A 21747-nucleotide genomic window follows, 5' to 3' on the forward strand; every position below is an offset into this window, starting at 1 on the left:
CAAAGCTACAAAATCACAATAAATTCAACTTCTTTCTCAAAGTATAGACTACAACATTAATTAATTAATAATTTTTCACAAATCGAAAAATATAAAATTTCTAATTGATGCAGATCGCTTAAGGAAACACATTCATTTACTTGATGAATCGTGGCATTAACCGGTCCAAGTTCTATTACTTCAACATCATAGGGAGCAATGAAGCGACCGTCAGATGTTCCGCCACTGGTAGAAAACTCTGGTAAGTTTCCAGTAAGTTCGAGGATTGTTTCTTTACAGCTTTCCAGCAAAGCACCTTGGGATGTCAAGAAAGGCTCGCCACTAAGGCGCCATTCAATAACAGGGTTCAGATCATGCTCTTGAAAAGTAGCAATAACTTTTTCTTTTAATGTGTGGTGTGTATGTTCTGTTGAGTATCTAAAATTTAGATGTAAAACCAGTTCTCCAGGAATTATATTTGCGGCATGACCTCCTGATTGGAGGTGAGTAATTTGCATGGATGTTGGTGGAAAATGAGTGTTACCCTGATCCCAGAGTGTTGTGGTCAGCTTCGCAAGTGCGGGACTCATTTTATGTATTGGGTTGTCCGCCAAATGGGGATAGGCAACATGCCCTTGTTTTCCATGTAAGGTAATTTGGGCACTCAATGAACCACGTCTGCCAATTTTGATTACATCACCAACCTGATGAGTACTTGATGGTTCCCCTACAATGCAATAATCAATGTGAATGCCTTGATTTTCCAGGAGCTGCATGACATAAGGTGTGCCCATATCATAATCATTCCCTTCCTCACCACTGGTAATAAGAAAGCCTAATCTTCCTTGAAATTTAGGGTAAGTGTTTACAAATCGTTGTGCCATAAGCAGCATGCACGCAAGACTTCCTTTCATGTCAGCAACACCACGCCCAAAGAGCATTCCATTTTTATTTTCCACTATAAAAGGATCAGACAACCATTTCGTTACGTCACCAACAGGAACCACATCTGTATGGCCCGCAAATACGAGAAAAGGGCCTGATTCTCCATAAGAAGCAAAGAAGTTGGATACAGGTCCTTTATTCATACGTTGGCAAGTAAATCCTGCTTGTTCCAAAAAATGGATCATGAACTCTTGGCAGTTTGCATCTTCAGGTGTAATCGAAGGAAAACGAACAAGTTTCGTTAGGATTTCTTGTAAGTCTGTCCCCAAATGGGGGGGGACTCTATTTTTCATCCCAGTCATGCTAACTCGCTCTCAATAGTTCATTAATGCTTACTTTTGCTCTTGTTTTTTCATCTACCTGTTTCACAATGACTGCGCAATACAAACTGTAGCTTTTGTCTTCATTGGGCAGGCTGCCAGCGACTACCACTGATCCTGATGGGATACGACCGTAAGTAATTTCTCCAGTGAGACGATTATATATTTTGGTGCTTTGCCCTAAGTAGACACCCATAGACAATACGGAATTTCGTTCTACAATAACCCCTTCGACGACTTCTGAGCGGGCACCGATAAAACAATTGTCTTCGATAATTGTGGGGTTGGCTTGCAAGGGTTCTAAAACACCACCTATACCTACTCCACCTGAAAGGTGCACGTTTTTACCGATTTGAGCGCAAGAGCCCACAGTTGCCCAGGTATCAACCATGACCCCCTCATCGATATATGCGCCCACATTGACATAAGATGGCATTAAAACGCAGTTTTTTGCAATGTAAGCCCCTTTGCGAACCATGGCATGAGGCACCACACGTACTCCTGTCTGTTTGAATTGTTCTTCAGTATAGTTATTGTACTTAAGGGGTACTTTGTCATAAAACTGACAGAAGCCCGAATCAATCACTTGATTGGGATAAAGTCTAAAAGATAAAAGAACGGCTTTTTTTATCCATTGATGAACTACCCATTCATTATTTATTTTTTCAGCAACCCGATATTGGCCGCTGTCCAAACAAGACAGTACTTCATTCACTGCCGCAATAAGTTCGGGAGATGCTGTATCAATTGATAATGTTTGGTGTTGTTCAAAAGCTTGTTCAATTAGAGTTTGTAAAGTCTGCATCTATTTTTCCTGTATTTTTTGTAGGTAAGTCTCAGCCCTCTATCAGGAAGCGGCTGGATTTGGCACATCTTGCGGAGTCTTCCTAATCAATGCTCACATACTGATGTATGTTGCGCTTGTCTAGAAAAATTTTCTCACAACCTGAATTCAAATCCAACCGTTCGAGTAAACATTAACTTAGAGGGACGTGAGCAATTATTTTTATAGCCTGAGTGTAACAGAGAAACCCGGGGAGTTCTCTTCCGGGTTTCTCTGCGCAGCACCCAGGTCACATCACTTTAATATGCAAGTGCATATTCCAAATCAGCTTGTAAATCCTTCACATGTTCTATGCCTACGGAGAGCCGAATAAATCCATCCTCAATGCCTAACGTCTTACGCTTTTCTAGAGGTATAGACGCATGAGTCATAATCGCTGGATGTTCTATCAAACTTTCTACACCGCCTAAACTTTCAGCGAGCGTAAACAATTCACAACGAGCAAGAAAGCGTTTGGCCGCATCAATGCCACCATCTATTACCATGGAAATCATGCCGCCAAACCCGTGCATTTGCTCTTTAGCTAATCCATGTTGGGGGTGGCTTGTAAGACCTGGATAAATAACTTTTATTACTCTGGATTGCGTACTTAACCAATTTGCTAGATCATGTGCATTCTCGCAATGTCTTTCCATACGCAACGACAGGGTTTTCAGACTTCTTAAAACAAGAAAACTATCAAATGGACCGGCAATTCCACCGCAGGAGTTATGGAGGAACGCAATTTTATCCGCTAAATTAGGATTATCACCAACAACCACGATCCCGCTGACTACGTCTGAATGACCATTAAGGTATTTAGTGGCTGAATGCAGTACTATGTCAAATCCTAACTCTATAGGTTTCTGAATCCAGGGAGTCGCAAAAGTGTTGTCTGCAACTGCTATGAGATTATGACGTTTTGCTATCATTGCTATTTCACGTAAATTAGCCAGTTTTAACATGGGATTCGAAGGTGTTTCTACCCAGATCATACGTGTTTTTTTGGTAATCGCGGATTCTATATTGTGCGTGTCAGACATGTCTATGAAAGAAAAAGATAATCCTGAGGTGCGTGTTTTGACCTTATCAAATAAGCGAAATGTGCCTCCATAAAGGTCGTCCATGGCAACAACATGATCTCCGGCATCTAATAAATCAATAACGGTGTTTATTGCAGCCATTCCGGAAGCAAAAGCAAAACCTCGCTCACCTGACTCCAAACTGGCAATACAACTTTCATAAGCTCCACGAGTAGGGTTATGTGTTCGAGAGTACTCATAGCCAAGATGTTCGCCTGGAGTAATTTGCTTGTAGGTAGATGTTGCATATATGGGGGTCATAACCGCACCGGTACTTGGACATGGCTCTTGACCAGCATGAATGGCTCGAGTTTCAAAGTGATGCTTTTTCATTGGACTATCCTTAAGGGTGTAAATTTTTTATGTCGATACCTTTATTAGACCTCTTGCCAAACTCTACTGAGGAGGTAAATTGCTTCGTCGATGCGGTTGCTCGAATCCTCATGTACTGACGTTGTATACTCCGGTTCTCCGCTCTGCGTCTCCTTGCACTTCACTCCCCTTAGCGAATTTGGAAAGAGGCCTATTATGAACGAGTGATCTTTTCAGAGTGGTTTATGTAGGATATTCTAGTGGGGGTTCTATGTATAGGCAAGTTCTACTTTACAGGGTGTAGCTAGAGTGCAGCGAAGTTCCATGTACAGGCAAGTTTATACTTCAGGGGTGTTTTGATAATGAAATTTGATCTCCAGGCTTTATTTTCAGCAAAATACGCACAATGGATTATTATTGCCTTAATTTCACTGTTTTCCATACTGATTATCGTAGAATACGCTTCTTTAATCTTTGCCCCTGTAACTCGCCCAACTCAACCAGAAACCTCAAAAGAGATGCCAGCGATAGCAAAACAGAATTCCTTTGATGCTATTTTACACTCTTCTCTGTTTGGTGTTTATGTTTCAAATAATTTATCCAGTATTAAAAAATCTATGTTGAATGTTACTTTAGTAGGGATCTTATTTGCTAATAAAATAGAAGATTCTCAAGTAATCATTCGTGCTGCGAATGGAGAGGAAAGCACTTATAAATTAGGTGATACAATACCTGGGGGTGCTGTGATCAAACGTATTATGGCCGCAGGGATTTTGGTTGAACGTAATGGTGCTTTAGAGAGTTTAAGTTTACCCAAAAATGAATTAATCTTTGAGCCGGTAGCAAAGCCTTTGGAAGGGGATAAAAATTTATGAGACGTTTATTTAATCGACTAATCGTTGTAATTTTTATTTCTGCTCTTGCTGGATGTGCTGTTACCAACAAAATTAATTTACGTGAAGGAATTGATAGTTTCAGAGTCGAAGATTACCGTAAGGCTTTTATTCGCTTAAAACCATTAGCTCAGCAAGGTCAGCCTGATGCTCAGTATGCTGTAGGTTATATGTATTATTATGGCAAAGGGGTCGTAGAAGACCGGAAAAAAGCTTGGTTTTGGATCAATGCTGCTGCTAATTTAGGACAACCTGATGCTAAAGTAGCGATTCAAATATTAGCCAGTGGCGGTTCATTAAGTTAAGAAGTTTTATAGGGAAAAATGTTATGCCTAGCAGCTCATTTATAGAATACAAGGAAGCTATTGGTATATTGGAACATACTTCCAAACACATATCATTAGTGACGGAAACTATTAAAAACAAAATTCTTCCAAAATTATCTCATCGTCATAGATTACTCGATGTTGGTGCAGGTGCCGGTAATATTACCAAAATTCTCCAGAGTGAATTTGATGAGGCTGTTGCTGTTGAGATTAATCCCGAATTAAAAAATGCATATCATCAAACGAATATTAAATTATATAACTCTGATTTTATGAATGTGGTTTTGGAAGGTAAATTTGACTTGGTTATATGCTCCCATGTTATGTATCATTTAAATAAAAGTGAAATGTCTGCATTTATCGATAAACTTCTTTCTTTAGTGAATCCTGGTGGATATTGTTTTATTGCTTTGATGGCACCACGTGGTCAGAATCATAAATTTCATGAAGCATTTAATCCTGATTACATTAATAGCAAACTCATTATTACAATTTTAAATGAACGACAAATTACCTATGATCGCATTGAGGTTCAGAATTCATTTACGACAAATAATTCCCGTAGCATGTGTAATCTTCTGAAATTTTTTGCCATAGAAGATTGTCAAACTAAAGCAACAAAAGATCTGAACGCTGAAGAAATGAAGCAAATTGAAATAAAAGCAGAACAACAAGCTATCGAATGTAACACCGCAGCAGAATTCGAATTGCAACAAGAAGAAGATTATTTTGTTATTCCTCGTTTTTGAACGGTAGCGATGTCATCTTCCATTCCTATAGTGCGATTGATAGACATAGCTGCCATTATTATTTTCCATGATTTCTCCCATGAGCTCGATTGCAACCCTCAAGAAGAAAGCAGCTAATGCAATAGCTAACCCTGTTATAGCGCGATTATTATCTTGAGAGCAAAACGATACCGTAAAGATGAGCATACCTGACAGCATGGCGATAAGTACCGCATTATTCAGTTTTTCATCATGATTCAATCTATAAAAAATACTGTTGCGGTTGTTGCTTAATTGCTCTAGGTGGGGTTGTTCTAATTGTTCGGGGTCTGGTTGTTCCAGCTCCGATTGTTCCGTTTGTCCTAATTCATCAATTATTTCATCTAGAGGAGTAGCCGGCTGGGTGTTTATTATTTTAAATTTTGTTCTATATTTACTCATAATGCAGCAATCCAAATAAAAAGGAATAATAGAACAAACATCTTATAAAATAAGCCCCTACTTTAGTAATTTTTTATTTTTAACATTAAAAGATGAGTGGAGTAATTTTTTATATTTTCAATTGGCAGCTATGATAAGGCTTTAAATATATTATAGTGAAAAAACAATATCTTGCTGGTGGGCCGAGCTAAGCCTAAAGAGTTTATTTGTTCTTTTGCAAACCACTGTCCTTGTTTCTCAGACAATATATTACCTAATGTTTTAATTTTTATACTGAGTGCATTAATTTCCAAATGAAAATGGCTAAAGCGATGTTTAAAAGTCATAAGTTGTCGGGGAGCTTCTCCTGATAAATCATAGTTCAGACGTATAAAGTTAAGCGGGCAGTCTTCTTTATCCAAACTGGGTAAACACCATAAACCACCCCATAAGCCTGCAGGGGGTTTTTTTTCTAAATAGATGGAGTTTTGTTCATTGTATAAAACCAGAAATTGTTGGTATTGAATGGGTATGGTTTTTTTTACCTTTTTTGTGGGATAGAGATGTTGTTCTTCATATTTCAGTGCCAGACAACTATTCTGTAAGGGGCAATTATGACAATTTGGATTTTTAGGGGTACAACATAGTGAACCTAAATCCATAATTGCTTGTGTGTAATTAGCGCAGTTTTCGTTAGGCATGCACGAGTTAGCCAGTTCCCACAGTGTTTTTTTTACTTGTGCTTGTTCAGGATACCCCTTAATCATGAAAAAACGCGTTAAAACTCGTTTTACATTTCCATCTAGAATAGCGATAGGTTGATTAAAAGCTTGTGATGCAATGGCAGCTGCAGTAGATGGGCCAATTCCCGGCAGTTCTTTTAATAACTGATAATTATCAGGCAAAACACCACCATGATGTTGTACCACTATTTTTGCTGTTTGATGCAGATTTCTGGCTCGGCTGTAATAACCTAGTCCTGACCACAAAGAAAGCACTTCATCATCATTTGCTTGAGCCAAAGTATTTATGTTAGGGAATTGTTGCATAAAACGTTCAAAATAAGGAATAACCGTTTGTACTTGAGTTTGCTGAAGCATAATCTCAGAAATCCATACTCTGTACGGTGTACGAGGTAATTGCCAAGGGAGGTTATTGCGTCCATAAAGAGCATGCCACTGCAGTAATGGTTGACTAAATTTTTTATGCAAATCTTGTTTGTCCACGCGCGTAATTCTTTGATGCTTTATTGTTGATGTACTTTAAAAAAAGTAATGTTCCAGGTCAATGAATAACACTCATTAATATCCATTAAATGATGTAGACTCGTGGTTCTTTAAGTTATCTTTTGTGGAAAGAGCTGAAGCGAGTCACTGGTCATGTTTTTGGGCAGCTGATAAAAGAATGAACTTGGATCAATAGTGTTGAACTCACTATTAAATTGTAATTGTCTCTCTTCTTTACGAAAAGGGTCTGGATCCAAGGCTCTCATAATTGATGATACTCCACGAACTTTATTATGAAAAAATTAAAGTTGGCTCGCTAAGTGTCGATATATGGTCTATCGTTTTAAATAGGGGTCCTTGCTGTACTCAGGATGAGTAAAAAGCAGCTGAATCATTTGCTAAAGATTGTAGCGAATTCACTAATGCATTGGCGATGTGAGTTTTTTTAAGATTTTTTTATTTGAAAATAAGAGTTGAATACCGCAAAAGAAAAAGATCTTAAGAAAGCTTGCAGGTTCAATGCATTTGAGTTCATGCTGTAATTTGTTGGTGAGTGATTTAGGTCAAATCAAGGAGAGATCGATGCACTACCGCCAACATGAAATCGTGATATTAAAACCTACAGCTGTTTTTTTATCATTTCTTGCTTCGCAATTGCCCGAAACAAAGTTACCTGATCTTAGATTATTGCAAATTGATAACACTGCATATGCGTTGCACAAACAAAACTCAGATAATGCAACTCTGGATGAAATAGAAAAGCATTTTTCAACAATGTTTCGTCATGAAATTTGTCGTTGGCTTGGTGATAAAGCACGCAATGGAATAGAAACCAGTTTTCTTGATTTTCTTTGTTGTTTTAAATTTGAATTGCACAACCATATTGTTTTAATGGAGCCTTCAATAGAAACAAGTCATCAATTATTGTTTATTAAACCTCGTGTGGCTTTACTTAACTGGATTAAAAAAACTATGGAAGACCAAGATAATTTGGTTGGGGTTATTGAAAAAGTAGAGTTATCACATCTGGAAGAAAATGCTACTGCTTTGGTGAAAAATTTTTCTAATTTAACTGAGATAAAACCCTTTATCAAAGAGAACTATAGTTCCATTTTTTCGGCAGCGATGAGTCGTATGTCAAGCCAGCCCGATCAATGGCCATTGATGGATTCACTCCAAACTTTTAGCAAGTATTTTGCTATTGAAATTCATACTCAATTGATTCATTTGTCTCATTAAAGGAGTTGACTATGGAGCCAGTCAGTATAGCGCTTATTTGTACTGCAGCATTGGGAACTGTTGTGATTTTGGCTGCATTTATAAGACAAATCCTGTTAAGCCGAGACAAGCAGTTAAATGATGAGGCACAAAGCAGGGCATTGACCCAAGAAGTAAAGGAACTGGAGCAAATCCGCGCACAAATGCAAAATGAGAAACGATTTGATTCTCATTACCAAGTGTTAGGAGCGAATAAAGATGCAATTAGATATATAGATACCAAAATAGAAGAGATTTTAAACAAAAAAACAGAGTTGGTTGAACGTTATGCCAAAGTTATTGTTAAAGAGTCGGACTCAATAGTTTGCGGGTCAGTTTCATCTGAGCGTAAAATCGCATGTGATCGATTAAGGGAAGAAATTGATCATAAAATAGCTTTCTATGATAGTGAACTCAAGGAGTTACAGGAAAGAAGAGCTTCTCTATGGGATGCGCATACTGATTTTCAAAGATATCTTTTAAACCAGGAAAAGTCACGAAATTCCAGTTTGGATAGTGTGTACAAACAGCATTCAGCGCTTTTGGAAAAAGTATATTTACGTCATATCGATGATTCAGAAATTGTGGCTGTTAAAAGTATGGAAGCATCAACTATGACTTTTAAAGATATGCTTATGATGCCAATACAATTTTTGATGCAATATTTTGGAGTATCAGTAACTCCTGGAATTTCGCTGGTTCAAACGCGTGTAGAGACTGTGTCACGCACGAATGTAGATAAAATACAACACGAAATAAATGATCCAGTGCCTGAGAAACAAAAAGATGTAGTGCATAATGAGGCTAAATCACGAGATAAAGTACACCAAGAGGACTCGCATGATTATGTTTATCAAGAAGAAAAAGAGAAAGAGCAAGAGAAAACTCACACGATGACATTTGCTTGAAAATTATTCTTCTCACTCATTTGATGACATTTTTGTAGTTATATATTACAATTCGTGTGCATTTGGAGGAATGCACGCTTATGGTCCTAACTGGTGGAGATATATTGATGGCAAGAGAACGTTTTTTATGGTTTATTACTTTTATGCTATGTTCAATTCTGGCTTTACCAGGACATAGTACAATTGTAAACTCCCTTCTTCCTGATGAACAAAATACCGTACAAGTTTTTCATGACGCATCCCCTAAGGTAGTTTATGTTCACAGATTAGCAACAGTAACTAATAGATCGTTACAGAAAAAGCAAGTATCCGATGGGGCTGGTTCTGGAATTGTTTGGAATAATCATGGGTATATAGTTACCAATTTTCACGTGATCAAGGGCGCTGATAAGTTGGCAATTACTTTAGGTAAGTTGACTGTACCTGCTAAAGTAGTTGGAGCAGAGCCACGCAAAGATATTGCTGTATTAAAGATTGAATCGCCACAAGCTTTGGCGCTGTTAAAAGAATTTAAACCGTTTGAAATCGTACATCTTAATGATCTCATGGTTGGACAAAAAGCAATTGCGATTGGTAATCCTTTTGGTCTGGATCATAGTTTATCTAAGGGAGTAATTTCTGCTTTAGGTAGAAAAGTTCCTGGGATTGGCGGGGTTAAAATTCGAAATATGATTCAAACAGATACGCCAATTAATCCGGGTAATTCAGGTGGACCATTATTGAATAGTGCTGGACAGTTAATTGGCATGAACACGATGATTTATTCCCAGTCAGGTTCGTCTGCTGGAATCGGTTTCGCTGTCCCTGCAGATGATATTGATCGCATTGTGACGCAAATTATTAACAATGGGCGAGTCGTATTGTCTGGGATTGGTATTCAAAGTGTTCCACCAAGTATTGCTTATCGATTGGGCATACGTAAAGGGATATTGATCGCAGATGTGATACGCAATACACCCGCAGACAAAGCACATTTGCGAGGCACTCACCGAGATGCTTGGGGACGTATCGAGTTAGGTGATATTATTGTAGCATTGAATGGACATGCGGTTCCTAACTATGATGTTTTATACAATATGCTAACCGATATAAAGGTTGGGGAGCAAATAACAGTATCCATTCAGCGAAATAACAAGCAGATGGATGTAAAAATGAAAACGATTGATATCGCTGGAGTTTAGTGTTTTACTGGAAACTCTTTTGCTGATGTACTTACAGCCTGTTTGTGATTAATTTCACTCAGACTGTAAGCTTTTATTAGGATCTGTTTCTATTTCTACTATCTTGGCGACTGACCTGATTTTTCTGCGATCCGATGCTTACATACTCCGTGTATGCCACGCTTTAGTACTCAAAAATCTGGCCATTTCGACTTAAGCTGGCGAAATGTAAACAGACCCTAGCATTTAAACTCAAGATCTTTCAAATTGTTCGTCAAGGAGAATAAGGATGTTACTTAATAAAGAGGATTCACTCTTATTATTGGTTGATGTACAAGAAAAATTAACGCCAGCCGTATTAGATAGCGAAGTATTTATCGCGCGTTGTGAATGGCTTTTAAAATTAGCCAGACGGATGAATGTTCCCATTCTAGTGAGTGAACAATATCCACAAGGTCTTGGTACGACTTTGAAACAATTTCAATCGTATTTTAATCCACAAGAATGTAGTGTTGATAAAGTAAGTTTTTCGTGTATGGGCGAGCCTAAATATGTGGAACGCTTAAAGCAATTTCATAAAAAACAATTAATTCTTATTGGTATTGAAACTCATGTTTGCGTCTTACAAACTGCGCTAGAAATGAAAGACGCTGGATATGATGTTTTTGTTGTTGCCGATGCAGTGAGTTGTCGTGGTGAGCAAAATATGAAATACGGATTGAAACGAATGAAACATGCAGGGATTCATTTAGTTACCACGGAAATGATATTTTTCGAATGGTTAAGAAAGGCAGGGACTCCTGAATTCAAACAATTGAGTAAGGAGTTTTTTTAGCTCTAGGAGCACTGTTATTGACTTAAGGAAAAGATATCGGAACCTATTTCTAACAAGGCATAGTGCCAATTCATGAGTGAATTCCCGCTTTCGCGGGAATGACAAAAATTTTTGAGTCAATGGCAGTGAGCCTGGGTGATAGCAAAGCGGAGCCTGGAAATTTTATGTCGGTTAATCCAGATTTCGCTTTACTGTTGTACCCTAGGCTAAAAAATCTATAATTTTATGGAGAGATATAGTGAACTTTACGAATCAAATCGCCTTGATTACAGGTGGCGCCTCGGGTATGGGAAAAGCAAGTGCTCAATACTTACAGAAGCGTGGAATGCGGGTTGTAGTATGGGATAAGCAGGCGGATGACCAAAGCGAAGCCGATTTATTTATCAGTTGTGATGTAACCAGTGATGAATCAGTCGAAAAAGCGATGCAACAAACAATAGAACAATTAGGAGCACCGAGAGTTTGTGTTAACTGTGCGGGCATTGCTCCAGCTAAACGTATTGTTGGGAAAGAAGGTGCTATGCCATTGGATGCCTTTAAACAAGTGATTGATGTAAATCTTATTGGTACTTTCAATGTAATGAGGGTTGCAGCACATGCAATGACCAACTTGGAATTAGAAAGTAATTCCCAGGAGCGCGGTGTTATTATTAACACAGCCTCTATTGCAGCATTTGAGGGACAAATTGGTCAAGCCGCATATAGTGCTTCCAAGGGTGGTGTTGTGGCAATGACCTTACCTGCTGCGCGAGAACTCGCTCAGTTCGCTATTCGTGTAAATACCATTGCACCTGGATTAATAGCAACACCTATGCTGTTAAACATGCCGCAAGAGGTACAAGATAATCTGGTGGCAACCATGATTTTTCCCAAGCGTTTTGGTAAACCCGATGAATTTGCTGCGTTAGCTGCGCATATTATTGAAAATGGAATGATGAATGGTGAAGTGATCCGTTTAGATGGTGCTCTTCGTATGAAGTAAATACCCTCAGATTTTTAATGTAGTTCGCGGCAAGCTGAGTGTAACGAAACAAAAACTCAGAAGTTTCATGTTGAAAAAAATACATGTTCGTGAACTACAAAATTAGCTGTAAAACAAGTTATTGATTAGTATACCTACTATCCAAAGTGAAAGGGAGCATCTATCTCGGCATCCTCATCATCTCCCTGATTGTCTTCATAGTAAGGATTAGTTTCATTGGTATCAACCAATATAACTTGCTTGGGGGAGGAGCTTCCAGCATTTTCCCAACCCAAAACAATTTTTTGCTTTCCTGCTTCAACCAGCCCATCTTCTTCGCCTAGATCAATCCAGCGATGTCCTGAACTATCGACAACTAAATAAGATTTATAGGCTGCTATTTCAGTATAAATACCTTCTTTGGCCAGTTTTAAGTGTAGTTCTTCAATGAATGCCTTGGTTTTACCAAGATGGCAGGCGACGAGGGTAATTCGTTTAACCGTTTGTAATGAACAATCTTCTATTAATCGTTCTACCAACATGTCAACATCGCAACCAGAAAATATATGTTTCTCTAGATCACCGTGACCAACCAGGAGTAAACGGGATTGTGATGTTAACTGGCTCAGACCAGGAAAATAATTAAGGCGGGAAGAATAAATCAATCGGTTTTCTTCTTTAAAATGAGTTCCTAATAGGTTTTTAGCATTTTCCTTAATGGCATTATCATTCTGTGTTGTTTTATCACCATAAAATTCAACTACAATCGTTCGAACGTAATTTTTTGAAAAGAATTTCATAGAATTTATAAAGAAAATTTTTAACTATTATACCTATTCTTTAGTTCAAAATAAAATCAAATAGCTTTTTATTGATATTTTTATTTGGATAAGAGAGAAATTAATTAATTTTTTCTGGACTACAGCCTTGCTGTCACCCAGAGTGAATTTTTGCTCGATATTTTTAGGCTTCTTGATGGTGTGTATTCTCTTTTGTTGATTGAATATCTCCATTGGAAGTATAAACACTGATTGCATTTGCTGGATTTCCTGACAGTGTATTGACAATTTCTTGACGAACATAAAGATTGTTGGCTATTATCTGCCCATTTACTGCGTTCAATTCACGACAGAGTGTTAGTAGTTCAGCAAGCTTAGTATTTAATTGATTGATTTGATTTGTTTCCTCGACAGTACACTCTTTAAGAAACGCAGTCAAAACTAAGTTCATATCTTGATTAGGATTCGTATAGTTAATAAGTTGCAAGCGTTTTTTGGCACTTTCCTCTAACTTACTTGATAATTCCTTTTTTTTATTCGCAAATTCTTCAAGCCTATTAAATTCACGAGAAGTCAGTATTTCCTTTTCCTCGGCCAGCAAAGAATTGAGTGATTCTATCCAATTAATTTCTTGTTCCAAATAACTACTCAATGTTTTTATTTTATGATCCATATAATAATTACCCTTAGAATTTATGCCGGTTCTACATTTAACATTTTAATGGCAATTTTGTCACTATCAATTTGATAGTTTCCGAGTGCTATTTCAGATTTAAAATATAAAACTCGAGCTTCATTGATTTCAGAAACTTCCTTAAGAGAGTTTTTTATAGCTTCTAATTGTTTTGAAATATCACTAATGTTGACATGTGATGAGGGGTCCTCTATCAAATTTTGGATTTTTTCTTGATGTTTCATTTTTAAACGATTGTCTGTATCTAGTGTTTTTACAGGAACTGCATCACTGATTTGATTAAACATAATTTATCCTCAATCACGTTCGGCTTCTAAATATATCGGCTATTTTGTAAAAATCTTTAGTATATTTTAATTATAAATGGGCTGTTTGCATTCTACTGGCTCAAGCTAGTGAAATGTAAATAACCTTTGTTATTAAATAATAACGTTTACTTTCTTTGAGTCTGTAATCTGAGCTTCAATAATTTTTTTAGAAGAAAGATTGCGTACTTTAATGGTTTCACCCAATGAGCCCTCTTCCAAAGCAATACCATCCATGCTTACAGTTAAATTGCTATCACTAGCAACAATAGAAACATGCTCTCCTTTATTAATCAATTTCGCTGCTTCTATATTATGCGGATTAAGCGGGCTATTTGGTGGAATATTTTGTTTGCATATTTGCCCTATTAATAAATCCTTTTTAGTAAAATAACCATGATTTAATCTCTGTACATCCATTTCCGTTTGATAGATATCATCTTTGGAAAGTCGGGTACCTTTAATAAGAGCACGTTTTGCTACGTAGATCGTTTTTAATACAGTTATTTTAATAGGAACGTATAGAGACCAATGATTGTCATTTTCTTGACATTTTATTCCCATGGTACTGGTGTTTAAAATAGGAGATTGGTAGGGATTAAAAACAACCAGCTGATCTTCAGCGCATGCTTTGAGATTTAAACGGGAATCAATTTTATCCGCTGTAACACGAATTATTCCTTCTTTATATGAAGAAAGCTCGTTACGTACATGCTGTTCTATTTTGCTTGTGAGTATTTCAGGCGGCTGCATTGCTTCAGCATGTAGCCCTGTACTTGCAAAAAATAGTAAAACACTTAGTATGCACTTTTTCACAAATAATTCCTCGTTAAATAACTTGTTGCAAACTGCAAATATTATGCCAATTTTCAGGAGAGTATTACATGATGATTCATCTCATTGTTTACGCAGTGATCTTATTGATATTCCAATTACCGGTTCATGCAGATAGCCATCACCCTCAAGAGTTCTTAAAATCAATTAGCGGTACCAAAGATGAGGGCGAACAAATTTACAATCATTTTTGCATCAATTGTCACGCGAGCAAACCATTAATTCCTATAGGTGCCCCCAGAGTTGGTGAAAAAGCGGATTGGAAAGTACGTTTAAAACAGGGAATGGAAGCACTCTTTAAACATACTGATGAGGGCTTAAATGCTATGCCGCCTCGTGGGGGATGCTTTGAATGCACTGATGAACAGTTAATGAGTGCCATTCAATATATGCTCCCAAAACAACCAAAAAACTAACCATTAAATGAGCCTTAAGCTCATAAAAAGATCATAGTGTAAAAAAAATTTATAAAAAAACCTAAACCTATTTTTAAATCTCCCGATAAATAGAAAAAAAGAGGGAGAAATAAAGTGAAAAAATATCTAGTGTTAGTCCCAGTGTGTGCTTTAGCAACATCCTGTGCTTCCATGGATAGATCGGTCCCTATAGTTGATGATGCGGGTTACACACATTATACGATGAGTATGAAATCTGACCATAGAGGTTCTAGCGCCTTTCCCCAAAAAAGACCGGCAACAGGAAAGAAAGTGATTGTATTTGACCCTAAAGCAACAGCGTGGGCAGCTTATGATAAAGAAGGTAATAGGGTAAATACCGGCAGTGCTTCCGGGGGTAAAGATTTTTGTGAAGATACAGGTAAACCCTGTCGTACGGTGACTGGAGCATTCCGGATCTACTCTAAAAAAGGTGAAGAATGTACCTCCAGTCTTTATCCATTAGAAACAAATGGCGGTGCAAAAATGCCATACTGTATGCATTTCCATGGAGCTTATTCTATCCATGCGGCATATGAAGTACCTAGCTATAATGCAAGCCATGGCTGCATCCGTGTTTTACCCAGCGCAGCAAAATGGTTAAACGAAAATTTTGCTGATATTGGCACTACAGTAATTGTTAAGCCTTACTAAACAATTGACGGTTATTAAATATGATAATCTCCACAACTGCCCTGCATTTGCAGGGCTTTTTTATTAAGGTACTCTTTTTAACAATACCAATTTAATAATGAAAATAAACTGAGAGATTGTTGTTCTTAGGGTAAACACATCTAATAGACCTATTACCGATCAACTGAAAGGTAACGAGACGATGATATTTGAGCTATATTTAAGAGAAACAAGTCATGTAAAGTAAAATCAAATGAGTACAGAAAAATTATCAGATGATTTGATGGAGAGAATTCTTAAAGGACAAAGTCTTGCAGAAGAAATGTCAAAAAAAGTACAGCTTAGTCCTCAACCTCCGGAACAAAAAAAATTTATACTTAGATTACTTATCAATAAGATTCCATTACTATCTGGTTTATTACAAAGTTTAGGAAGTTCTGGCACTGCAACTACAGCTCTAATCAAAAGTCTGGGTAATACGACTCAAGCTTTGCAAGGTGCAAGTGCTGGCTTTCATTATGCTGGCCTAGGTATTGCGGCAGTTAATTTTGTTCGAATTCCTTTGATTTATTTCTTTTCACTTATTGCTAGAGAACGCCCGCCTTTTACCCTCTCTAATAATGCACGTTGGGCATATTCTGCATTATTATTGGGTTTGACCTTAACCGCTATTTTAGTTCCCGCAGCAGCGCCTCCCATTGCTTTGGCTATGGCCAGTTTAAGTTTGGTACTTAGCTTGGTTTCTATAGGACATATGATTTACAAACAGTACACAATTCGAAAATCGTTACGAGAAACCAATAAAAATATAAAGACCCAAAATAACCTTTTAGATGAGATAGGAATAAACGCTCAACGATTGAGTTTGAAATTAAAAAAACTTGATAAAAATGATGAGGATTATGAGGAAAGAGCCAGAGCTATTTGCAAAAAAATTGAAGACTTAAACGGTGAATATGAGACTGAAAAAGACAAGTTACAGAAGCTTTATAATAAAAAACGGGACGATGAGCAAATGCTTAAAGGTATGGGTGCCGTTGCATTTATGGATAGAGGCATCACCGCAGCCCTTACTTCTGTTGCTATTATCGGTTTGGCATTGAGTCTATTTTTTCCGCCTGTTGGTCTTGGTATTGTCGCAGGCAGTGCGGGACTAGGCGCTCTTTATGTAGTGAGTCGAGTTGCTGTTTCATTGCTTGCTCCAATAGTTAGCTCGCAAATAAAAAAACTAGGACTGTGGAATTCCAAAACAAATGAAAATGAGGAGTCTCTTGAGCTCTCTCTAAACCCGGAGGATTCATTAGAAAATCAATCCTCATTATCGTCATCAGAAGGATATGAAAGTCCTATGAATCAAGAGACTTCATTAGCAGAAGGGTATAAGAGAACTATAAATAATGAGGATTCTACTCTAAAGACGATGAGAGAACTATTTGGAATAAAAGCAGCCCAGAGATTGGAAGAATTAAAAGAAGATGTCATTGAGATGAGAAAACTCGATAATCGTTTATCAGCAATCGTTGAATCTAAGAATCATCGAGAAGTTTTAAAATTTTTTCAAAATTTAGCGGTAATTGCCCAAATGGAGGAATGTCCTCATGATGATTTAAGATGCTTATTAGACAAATTTTCTTCTAAAAAAGAGCAGATATTGCCTTTACTTGAGGATTCTCTTGATGAAGTGAAAAATGGTTCTCTGATCATATCGAAAGAAGAGAAAGCTGCATTATACGCTTCTGAACCTTTAATGGCTATTTTAAAACAAAGTAAAAGACTGACCGATTTAAGATTTTTAGTTTCATCAACACAAAACACTGTATCGGCAGAAGTAAAACGAGTAAACGAACATTTAAATTTTGAACAGTAATAAACCACTCTACTTCCAGAACTAACAATCGAAGAACTCTATTTGGGAGCTAAAATCAAGTCACAACTCTTTCCTTCCCTGTCGGTGATGAGTATTTTACTGTATCGCTTTATAAAAGCATTTTTATATTTTCGACTTCCACTTTTAATTTTTCTGCAATTATTTTTTTCATTATGCTTTCGATTTAGGTTAATAAGTTTTTTCATTGGATTAAAATTTCAAATTGCAACTTTTTAACTAGACTTTTAAAAAATTGCAAAAAAATTATGGATATTGTTGATCTAAAGTCTTTTCTTGCCGTCGTTAAATATTGGTCAATAACACTGGCTGCTAAAAAACTCTATATTACTCAATCGGCTATGAGTAAACGAATTCAAAAATTGGAAAGTTCTCTTCAGTAGAACATCATAATCCAGATCGGGCGGTGATAGAAAAAGGTTTAAATCAAAGAGATGAAGGAATTTTTTACCTTAGCTCTTTAATTCATGAAAGAGTCTTGTTAAGAATAAGTGAGTAGCAGCTAAATGGCCCTATCTCAAATCAAGACTATAATTAAATAGTATTGGAATGTTCTGAGGACAATTATGAAAAAGAAAGACAGTGAAAATGAATACAGAGGAATTTTTTCAATTATTATCATTGTCATTTTAGCCATTATTCTGGTTTATTATTCTTCATATTATTCTTCTGTATCTAGCGAAACTCAAAAAACTAATATACCTGTAGAAGCCCCTGCTCCTCCAGCTGAGAATACTGGCGGAATTTAATAATAAAACAGGGCAAGATCATACCATGATGAATAAGTTTTGAATTTTTAGTTTATCTATGATCAAATTCATCCATTTGAATTGACTAAATGGATGAAAGATGAGTTTTATAGGTTATTTTGGTGAAATCAGAGATCTCAATTAAAGAGAGCGAAACACATAAAGTCCTCCCATAAAGCTGAATCTCCTGCACATCGCTGAACAACCAGTCCAGCTCTAATCCGATGTTCCGCAGCTTGTCTGAGGGCTCCAGACTCTTCGGTCGTTCTATTTCTGCCAGAACCGTGATAAGCGCCTAATTTAGCCTATAATTTAGACAGAAGCACTTGAGAATGCCAATATGAAACTTGTTAATCTTTTCCAATATGTTTTTTCAGGTAGAGGAATTATAGATGTAAGTACTATTGATCCTAATAATGTTGAAAGAATAAAGTTAAGGATTGAAAAAAGATCAAAAGAGATAAAGAAGGAATTTGAATTTATTTTAAAAGATGAAAATCTTTCACATCACTTCCGCATGATGCTCCTGCAACTCAATACTCCTAACTCCTTGAGCTTAGCAAAAATTTTGTTTGATCCTAAGGAAATTCAAGCATCCAGCTCTACTGAAAACGTTGTAATTCCTACAGATGACAAACTTCGAGAGGTATTTAAAGAAAAAAATGATTTATACGGATATTTTGCTCCTAATGATTTGCAAGCATTCAAGCGCTTTTCTGCTATTTATAAATTTCTACAACTAGCATCAAACTATATAAACTGTGATAATAGCAAGCCAGAAGAGCTTTATGAGTGTGCTTATAAAGCTTTAGTATGTTTTGGCAACTTCAAGGACCAAACCGATTTAACTATGTTAGAAAGTATAGAAAAATTTCTTCTCACAAAACAAGCGAGTCAAGTAGCAAATAAACCCCTGCCTTCTCTTATGGATCTACAAATAGGTAAAAAAAATGGAATTCATTATGAAGAATGGACTCAATTTATCCAAAAACACGGCATTAAAGCATTAAAATTTTTTAAAAGAGCACAAGATATTGAGGATAAATTAAAGAGAGCTCCTGAAACACTGGCGGAAGCATTCGATGCATTGGCTCAAGCTGATTATAAACGTTACAGTGAGGATCCAGATCTTGCTAAAGTCTGTGAACAATATAATGCTCCAGAAGCAGTATTCAATAGGTGTCTTGATTTAGATTTAAAAAAATTATGGAAAACAAAAGATAATTTACCGGACATTATCGTTAATGGCTTAGATTCTGAGATTAACCAACCTGGATACTATCTAGTTAAATTGCCCATCAAGGATCCTCGTTCTTTAATTCTTGGATATATTACTAATGATTGTCAATCTATTGGTAGCAAAGGAGAACCTTGCGTACTCGATGGAATTAGTTCGGAGCATGATGGATTTTATGTGATGCTCAAAAAGAAAGACTCCAAAAAGGAGATCTCGCCATTCTTGCACGATAAGACTATTGATTATGATAATTTTGAAATCGTTGGTCAAGGATATGCTTGGCGCACTATGAGTGGAAATCTTACTATTGATTCTTGGGAAAATGCACGGGATAAAGATGATGGCATTGCCGTGGCGATGCTTAAGAAATTTGGCCAAATGGTTATTTCACAAAGTAAGGGAAATATAATACAGGTTACCACCGGTAGAAATAGTCCGAGAACCCCCTCTGCGTTTAGTAAAGGTCCTGCTTTGAAGTATGCAGAAATAATGGAGGAAGGAACTCAATATAACGACTCTAAAAGTCAAACACTAATTGCTATAGATAATAAAAAAATCGAGGATATTCGAAGCGAGCTCGTTTTCCAACTGACTGAGAATTTCGAGTTTACTTACACACGAACTTTAAGGAGTTTAATAGATACAATTTATTCTCAAAAACATAGTATGTGGGTGGAGAGCTTGTTAGTCAATTCCACTGGTTTAGATTGGCGATCAGAAGACATACTGTCCACTATTTATTCATGTGTTGGTCTGGACGATACTGGGGGGGTTATTACTTGGAAGGCATTGTTTTTATTAGAGCAAGCCTCCTTACTCGATAACGACTCATTTCAAAAAATTACTGCAGATAAATGGTTAGCTAGAAATGTTTGCGAAGCAATCATTGCTTTAGGTAACGCGCAACTACTTGATCATAAAAATTTTGAAATCATCATTAAGATAAGTAAGGAGCAAATTCTAAATAAAGATAGCGTCTTAGCGAATATATCTCAGAGTGTTATTCGGCTTTCTCGTGCTAATATTCATTTAGATAACAATGGCTTTGACGCTTTAGCAAATTCCTATTTACATGCTGAAAAATCGAGAAAAAATTTCCGCGAAGAGATTCTCACTGTTGTAATTAATTTAAAAACAAAATTTGATATCACACTAGATAGTATTACATTTAAGAAGCTACTTGATAATGAAAAATATGCACCTGAGATCCTAAATCTGTTTGCAATGGCACAAGAGTATAAATTGAATGTGCTCGATAATGGTGTATATAAGAACATTATAGAAAATGCTCCATACATACAAGGAATTAATAATATAATTCCTGAACTAGCAGCAATAAATATTCTTGATGACTCTATTTTTCAATCGTTGATTAATCATGCAAAAGATAGTCCTTTCATTTCTGATGTAATCTTATTATTGAGCGAGCAAAATATATTAGATAAAGAGAATTTTAATCATTTAATGCAATGCATCCTCTTTGCGGAGGAAATTTACGATGCTTTAGAGCCACTCGGTGGCCAAGACATATTAGACAGAGAGAAAGTTCAATTTATTTTAGAACATCATAATAGCGCCCGATATTTGGGAAAAATTTTTGCAAAACTAGACGAAGTTGACTTATTAGATAATGATTATTTCAATAAACTAAAACCTTGTGTTTCCTCTTTAGAAGAGTTAAGTAAGATTATTTCCTTGCTTGAAAGATACGAGCTTTTAGATAAAGATAATTTTTTATTGGTAGTAGAAAATCATTCTGCTGCAAAAGATATATTAGCGTCTTTGAAAAAATTAAAAGAAGGTCATATTCTTGATGATAGTCATTTCAAAGAAGTGATGAAAAATATTCCAAATAATAGCGTAACTCGCAAGGAACAAGAGCCTATTTTACCCAGCGTATCCGCTAAAGAAACGCTACAAAAGTTAAAAAATACCGACACTAATGAGGATTTTACCTCAGAATTTAAAGTATGATAATTAACGGCAATACAATTAACTATCGTTGTAATTTTAGGTAATTTT

Annotated in this window: 22 protein-coding genes and 1 pseudogene; 14 read left to right on the plus strand and 9 right to left on the minus strand. The window is 36.6% G+C overall.

The features are described 5' to 3' along the window. Positions 1-56: 56 nt before the first annotated feature. The 3 genes from dapE to Ltuc_RS03025 all read right to left on the minus strand — a co-directional run bounded on the left by dapE (position 57) and on the right by Ltuc_RS03025 (position 3482). Positions 57-1226 (minus strand): succinyl-diaminopimelate desuccinylase, encoded by a 1170-nt coding sequence (dapE, locus tag Ltuc_RS03015; protein WP_193786837.1) that lies wholly within the window; start codon positions 1224-1226, stop codon positions 57-59. A 1-nt stretch (position 1227) separates the two neighbouring features. Further along, on the minus strand, positions 1228-2049 hold the full coding sequence (gene dapD, locus Ltuc_RS03020) for a 2,3,4,5-tetrahydropyridine-2,6-dicarboxylate N-succinyltransferase (RefSeq protein ID WP_058519864.1): 822 nt from the start codon (positions 2047-2049) through the stop codon (positions 1228-1230). A gap of 278 nt (positions 2050-2327) precedes the next feature. After that, positions 2328-3482, minus strand: a complete 1155-nt coding sequence (locus Ltuc_RS03025; protein ID WP_058519865.1) for a trans-sulfuration enzyme family protein — start codon at positions 3480-3482, stop codon at positions 2328-2330. Between the two features lie 341 nt (positions 3483-3823). Between Ltuc_RS03025 and Ltuc_RS03030 the strand changes: the two genes are divergently transcribed. Genes Ltuc_RS03030 through Ltuc_RS03040 form a run of 3 tightly spaced genes read left to right on the plus strand, consistent with a single transcriptional unit; the run spans position 3824 to position 5429 of the window. After that, positions 3824-4336: a type II secretion system protein N gene (locus Ltuc_RS03030; RefSeq protein ID WP_058519866.1), complete on the plus strand. Its 513-nt coding sequence runs from the start codon at positions 3824-3826 to the stop codon at positions 4334-4336. Further along, a complete protein-coding gene (locus Ltuc_RS03035) occupies positions 4333-4659 on the plus strand; it encodes an SEL1-like repeat protein (RefSeq protein WP_058519867.1) in 327 nt (108 codons plus the stop codon). The genes Ltuc_RS03030 and Ltuc_RS03035 overlap by 4 nt, the downstream gene beginning before the upstream one ends. 23 nt (positions 4660-4682) lie before the next feature. Further along, positions 4683-5429 (plus strand): class I SAM-dependent methyltransferase, encoded by a 747-nt coding sequence (locus Ltuc_RS03040; RefSeq protein ID WP_058519868.1) that lies wholly within the window; start codon positions 4683-4685, stop codon positions 5427-5429. 12 nt (positions 5430-5441) lie between these two features. On the opposite strand, the gene Ltuc_RS03045 is transcribed toward Ltuc_RS03040, so the two are convergent. Together Ltuc_RS03045 and mutY are read right to left on the minus strand one after the other, a co-directional pair. Continuing rightward, positions 5442-5849 (minus strand): hypothetical protein, encoded by a 408-nt coding sequence (locus Ltuc_RS03045; protein WP_058519869.1) that lies wholly within the window; start codon positions 5847-5849, stop codon positions 5442-5444. Between the two features lie 128 nt (positions 5850-5977). After that, positions 5978-7054, minus strand: a complete 1077-nt coding sequence (mutY, locus tag Ltuc_RS03050) for an A/G-specific adenine glycosylase (protein WP_058519870.1) — start codon at positions 7052-7054, stop codon at positions 5978-5980. A gap of 582 nt (positions 7055-7636) precedes the next feature. Between mutY and Ltuc_RS03055 the strand changes: the two genes are divergently transcribed. The 5 genes from Ltuc_RS03055 to Ltuc_RS03075 all read left to right on the plus strand — a co-directional run bounded on the left by Ltuc_RS03055 (position 7637) and on the right by Ltuc_RS03075 (position 12196). Further along, complete coding sequence (locus Ltuc_RS03055) at positions 7637-8293, plus strand: hypothetical protein (RefSeq protein ID WP_058519871.1); 657 nt, start codon at positions 7637-7639, stop codon at positions 8291-8293. An 11-nt stretch (positions 8294-8304) separates the two neighbouring features. Further along, the gene (locus Ltuc_RS03060) at positions 8305-9219 is read left to right on the plus strand and encodes a hypothetical protein (RefSeq protein ID WP_058519872.1); all 915 of its coding nucleotides are present in this window, start codon (positions 8305-8307) and stop codon (positions 9217-9219) included. A gap of 107 nt (positions 9220-9326) precedes the next feature. Next, positions 9327-10400 (plus strand): S1C family serine protease, encoded by a 1074-nt coding sequence (locus Ltuc_RS03065; RefSeq protein WP_058519873.1) that lies wholly within the window; start codon positions 9327-9329, stop codon positions 10398-10400. A gap of 268 nt (positions 10401-10668) precedes the next feature. Continuing rightward, on the plus strand, positions 10669-11214 hold the full coding sequence (locus Ltuc_RS03070) for a hydrolase (protein ID WP_058519874.1): 546 nt from the start codon (positions 10669-10671) through the stop codon (positions 11212-11214). 238 nt (positions 11215-11452) lie between these two features. After that, positions 11453-12196 (plus strand): SDR family NAD(P)-dependent oxidoreductase, encoded by a 744-nt coding sequence (locus tag Ltuc_RS03075; protein WP_058519875.1) that lies wholly within the window; start codon positions 11453-11455, stop codon positions 12194-12196. A gap of 137 nt (positions 12197-12333) precedes the next feature. On the opposite strand, the gene Ltuc_RS03080 is transcribed toward Ltuc_RS03075, so the two are convergent. The 4 genes from Ltuc_RS03080 to flgA all read right to left on the minus strand — a co-directional run bounded on the left by Ltuc_RS03080 (position 12334) and on the right by flgA (position 14769). Beyond that, positions 12334-12975, minus strand: a complete 642-nt coding sequence (locus Ltuc_RS03080) for a C80 family cysteine peptidase (protein ID WP_058519876.1) — start codon at positions 12973-12975, stop codon at positions 12334-12336. Positions 12976-13138: 163 nt separating this feature from the next. Then, positions 13139-13627 (minus strand): flagella synthesis protein FlgN, encoded by a 489-nt coding sequence (locus tag Ltuc_RS03085; protein WP_058519877.1) that lies wholly within the window; start codon positions 13625-13627, stop codon positions 13139-13141. A gap of 20 nt (positions 13628-13647) precedes the next feature. After that, the gene (flgM, locus tag Ltuc_RS03090) at positions 13648-13935 is read right to left on the minus strand and encodes a flagellar biosynthesis anti-sigma factor FlgM (protein WP_058519878.1); all 288 of its coding nucleotides are present in this window, start codon (positions 13933-13935) and stop codon (positions 13648-13650) included. Positions 13936-14067: 132 nt separating this feature from the next. Then, positions 14068-14769, minus strand: coding sequence for a flagellar basal body P-ring formation chaperone FlgA (gene flgA, locus Ltuc_RS03095; RefSeq protein ID WP_058519879.1), 702 nt, complete (start codon positions 14767-14769; stop codon positions 14068-14070). Between the two features lie 68 nt (positions 14770-14837). On the opposite strand from flgA, the gene Ltuc_RS03100 reads away from it, so the two are divergent. From Ltuc_RS03100 to Ltuc_RS03120, 6 genes and pseudogenes are all read left to right on the plus strand, one after another. After that, positions 14838-15203, plus strand: a complete 366-nt coding sequence (locus tag Ltuc_RS03100) for a c-type cytochrome (RefSeq protein WP_058519880.1) — start codon at positions 14838-14840, stop codon at positions 15201-15203. A gap of 114 nt (positions 15204-15317) precedes the next feature. Further along, positions 15318-15875, plus strand: coding sequence for a L,D-transpeptidase (locus Ltuc_RS03105; protein ID WP_058519881.1), 558 nt, complete (start codon positions 15318-15320; stop codon positions 15873-15875). 232 nt (positions 15876-16107) lie between these two features. Then, positions 16108-17721: a hypothetical protein gene (locus Ltuc_RS03110; protein WP_058519882.1), complete on the plus strand. Its 1614-nt coding sequence runs from the start codon at positions 16108-16110 to the stop codon at positions 17719-17721. Between the two features lie 266 nt (positions 17722-17987). Continuing rightward, positions 17988-18116, plus strand: a pseudogene (locus Ltuc_RS14910) (LysR family transcriptional regulator); the annotation flags it as partial. 189 nt (positions 18117-18305) lie between these two features. Next, positions 18306-18488, plus strand: a complete 183-nt coding sequence (locus tag Ltuc_RS03115) for a hypothetical protein (RefSeq protein ID WP_058519883.1) — start codon at positions 18306-18308, stop codon at positions 18486-18488. A 340-nt stretch (positions 18489-18828) separates the two neighbouring features. Further along, a complete protein-coding gene (locus Ltuc_RS03120) occupies positions 18829-21699 on the plus strand; it encodes a hypothetical protein (RefSeq protein WP_058519884.1) in 2871 nt (956 codons plus the stop codon). The last annotated feature ends 48 nt before the right edge of the window (positions 21700-21747 follow it).

The organism is Legionella tucsonensis (assembly GCF_001468035.1).
GTDB lineage: Bacteria > Pseudomonadota > Gammaproteobacteria > Legionellales > Legionellaceae > Legionella > Legionella tucsonensis.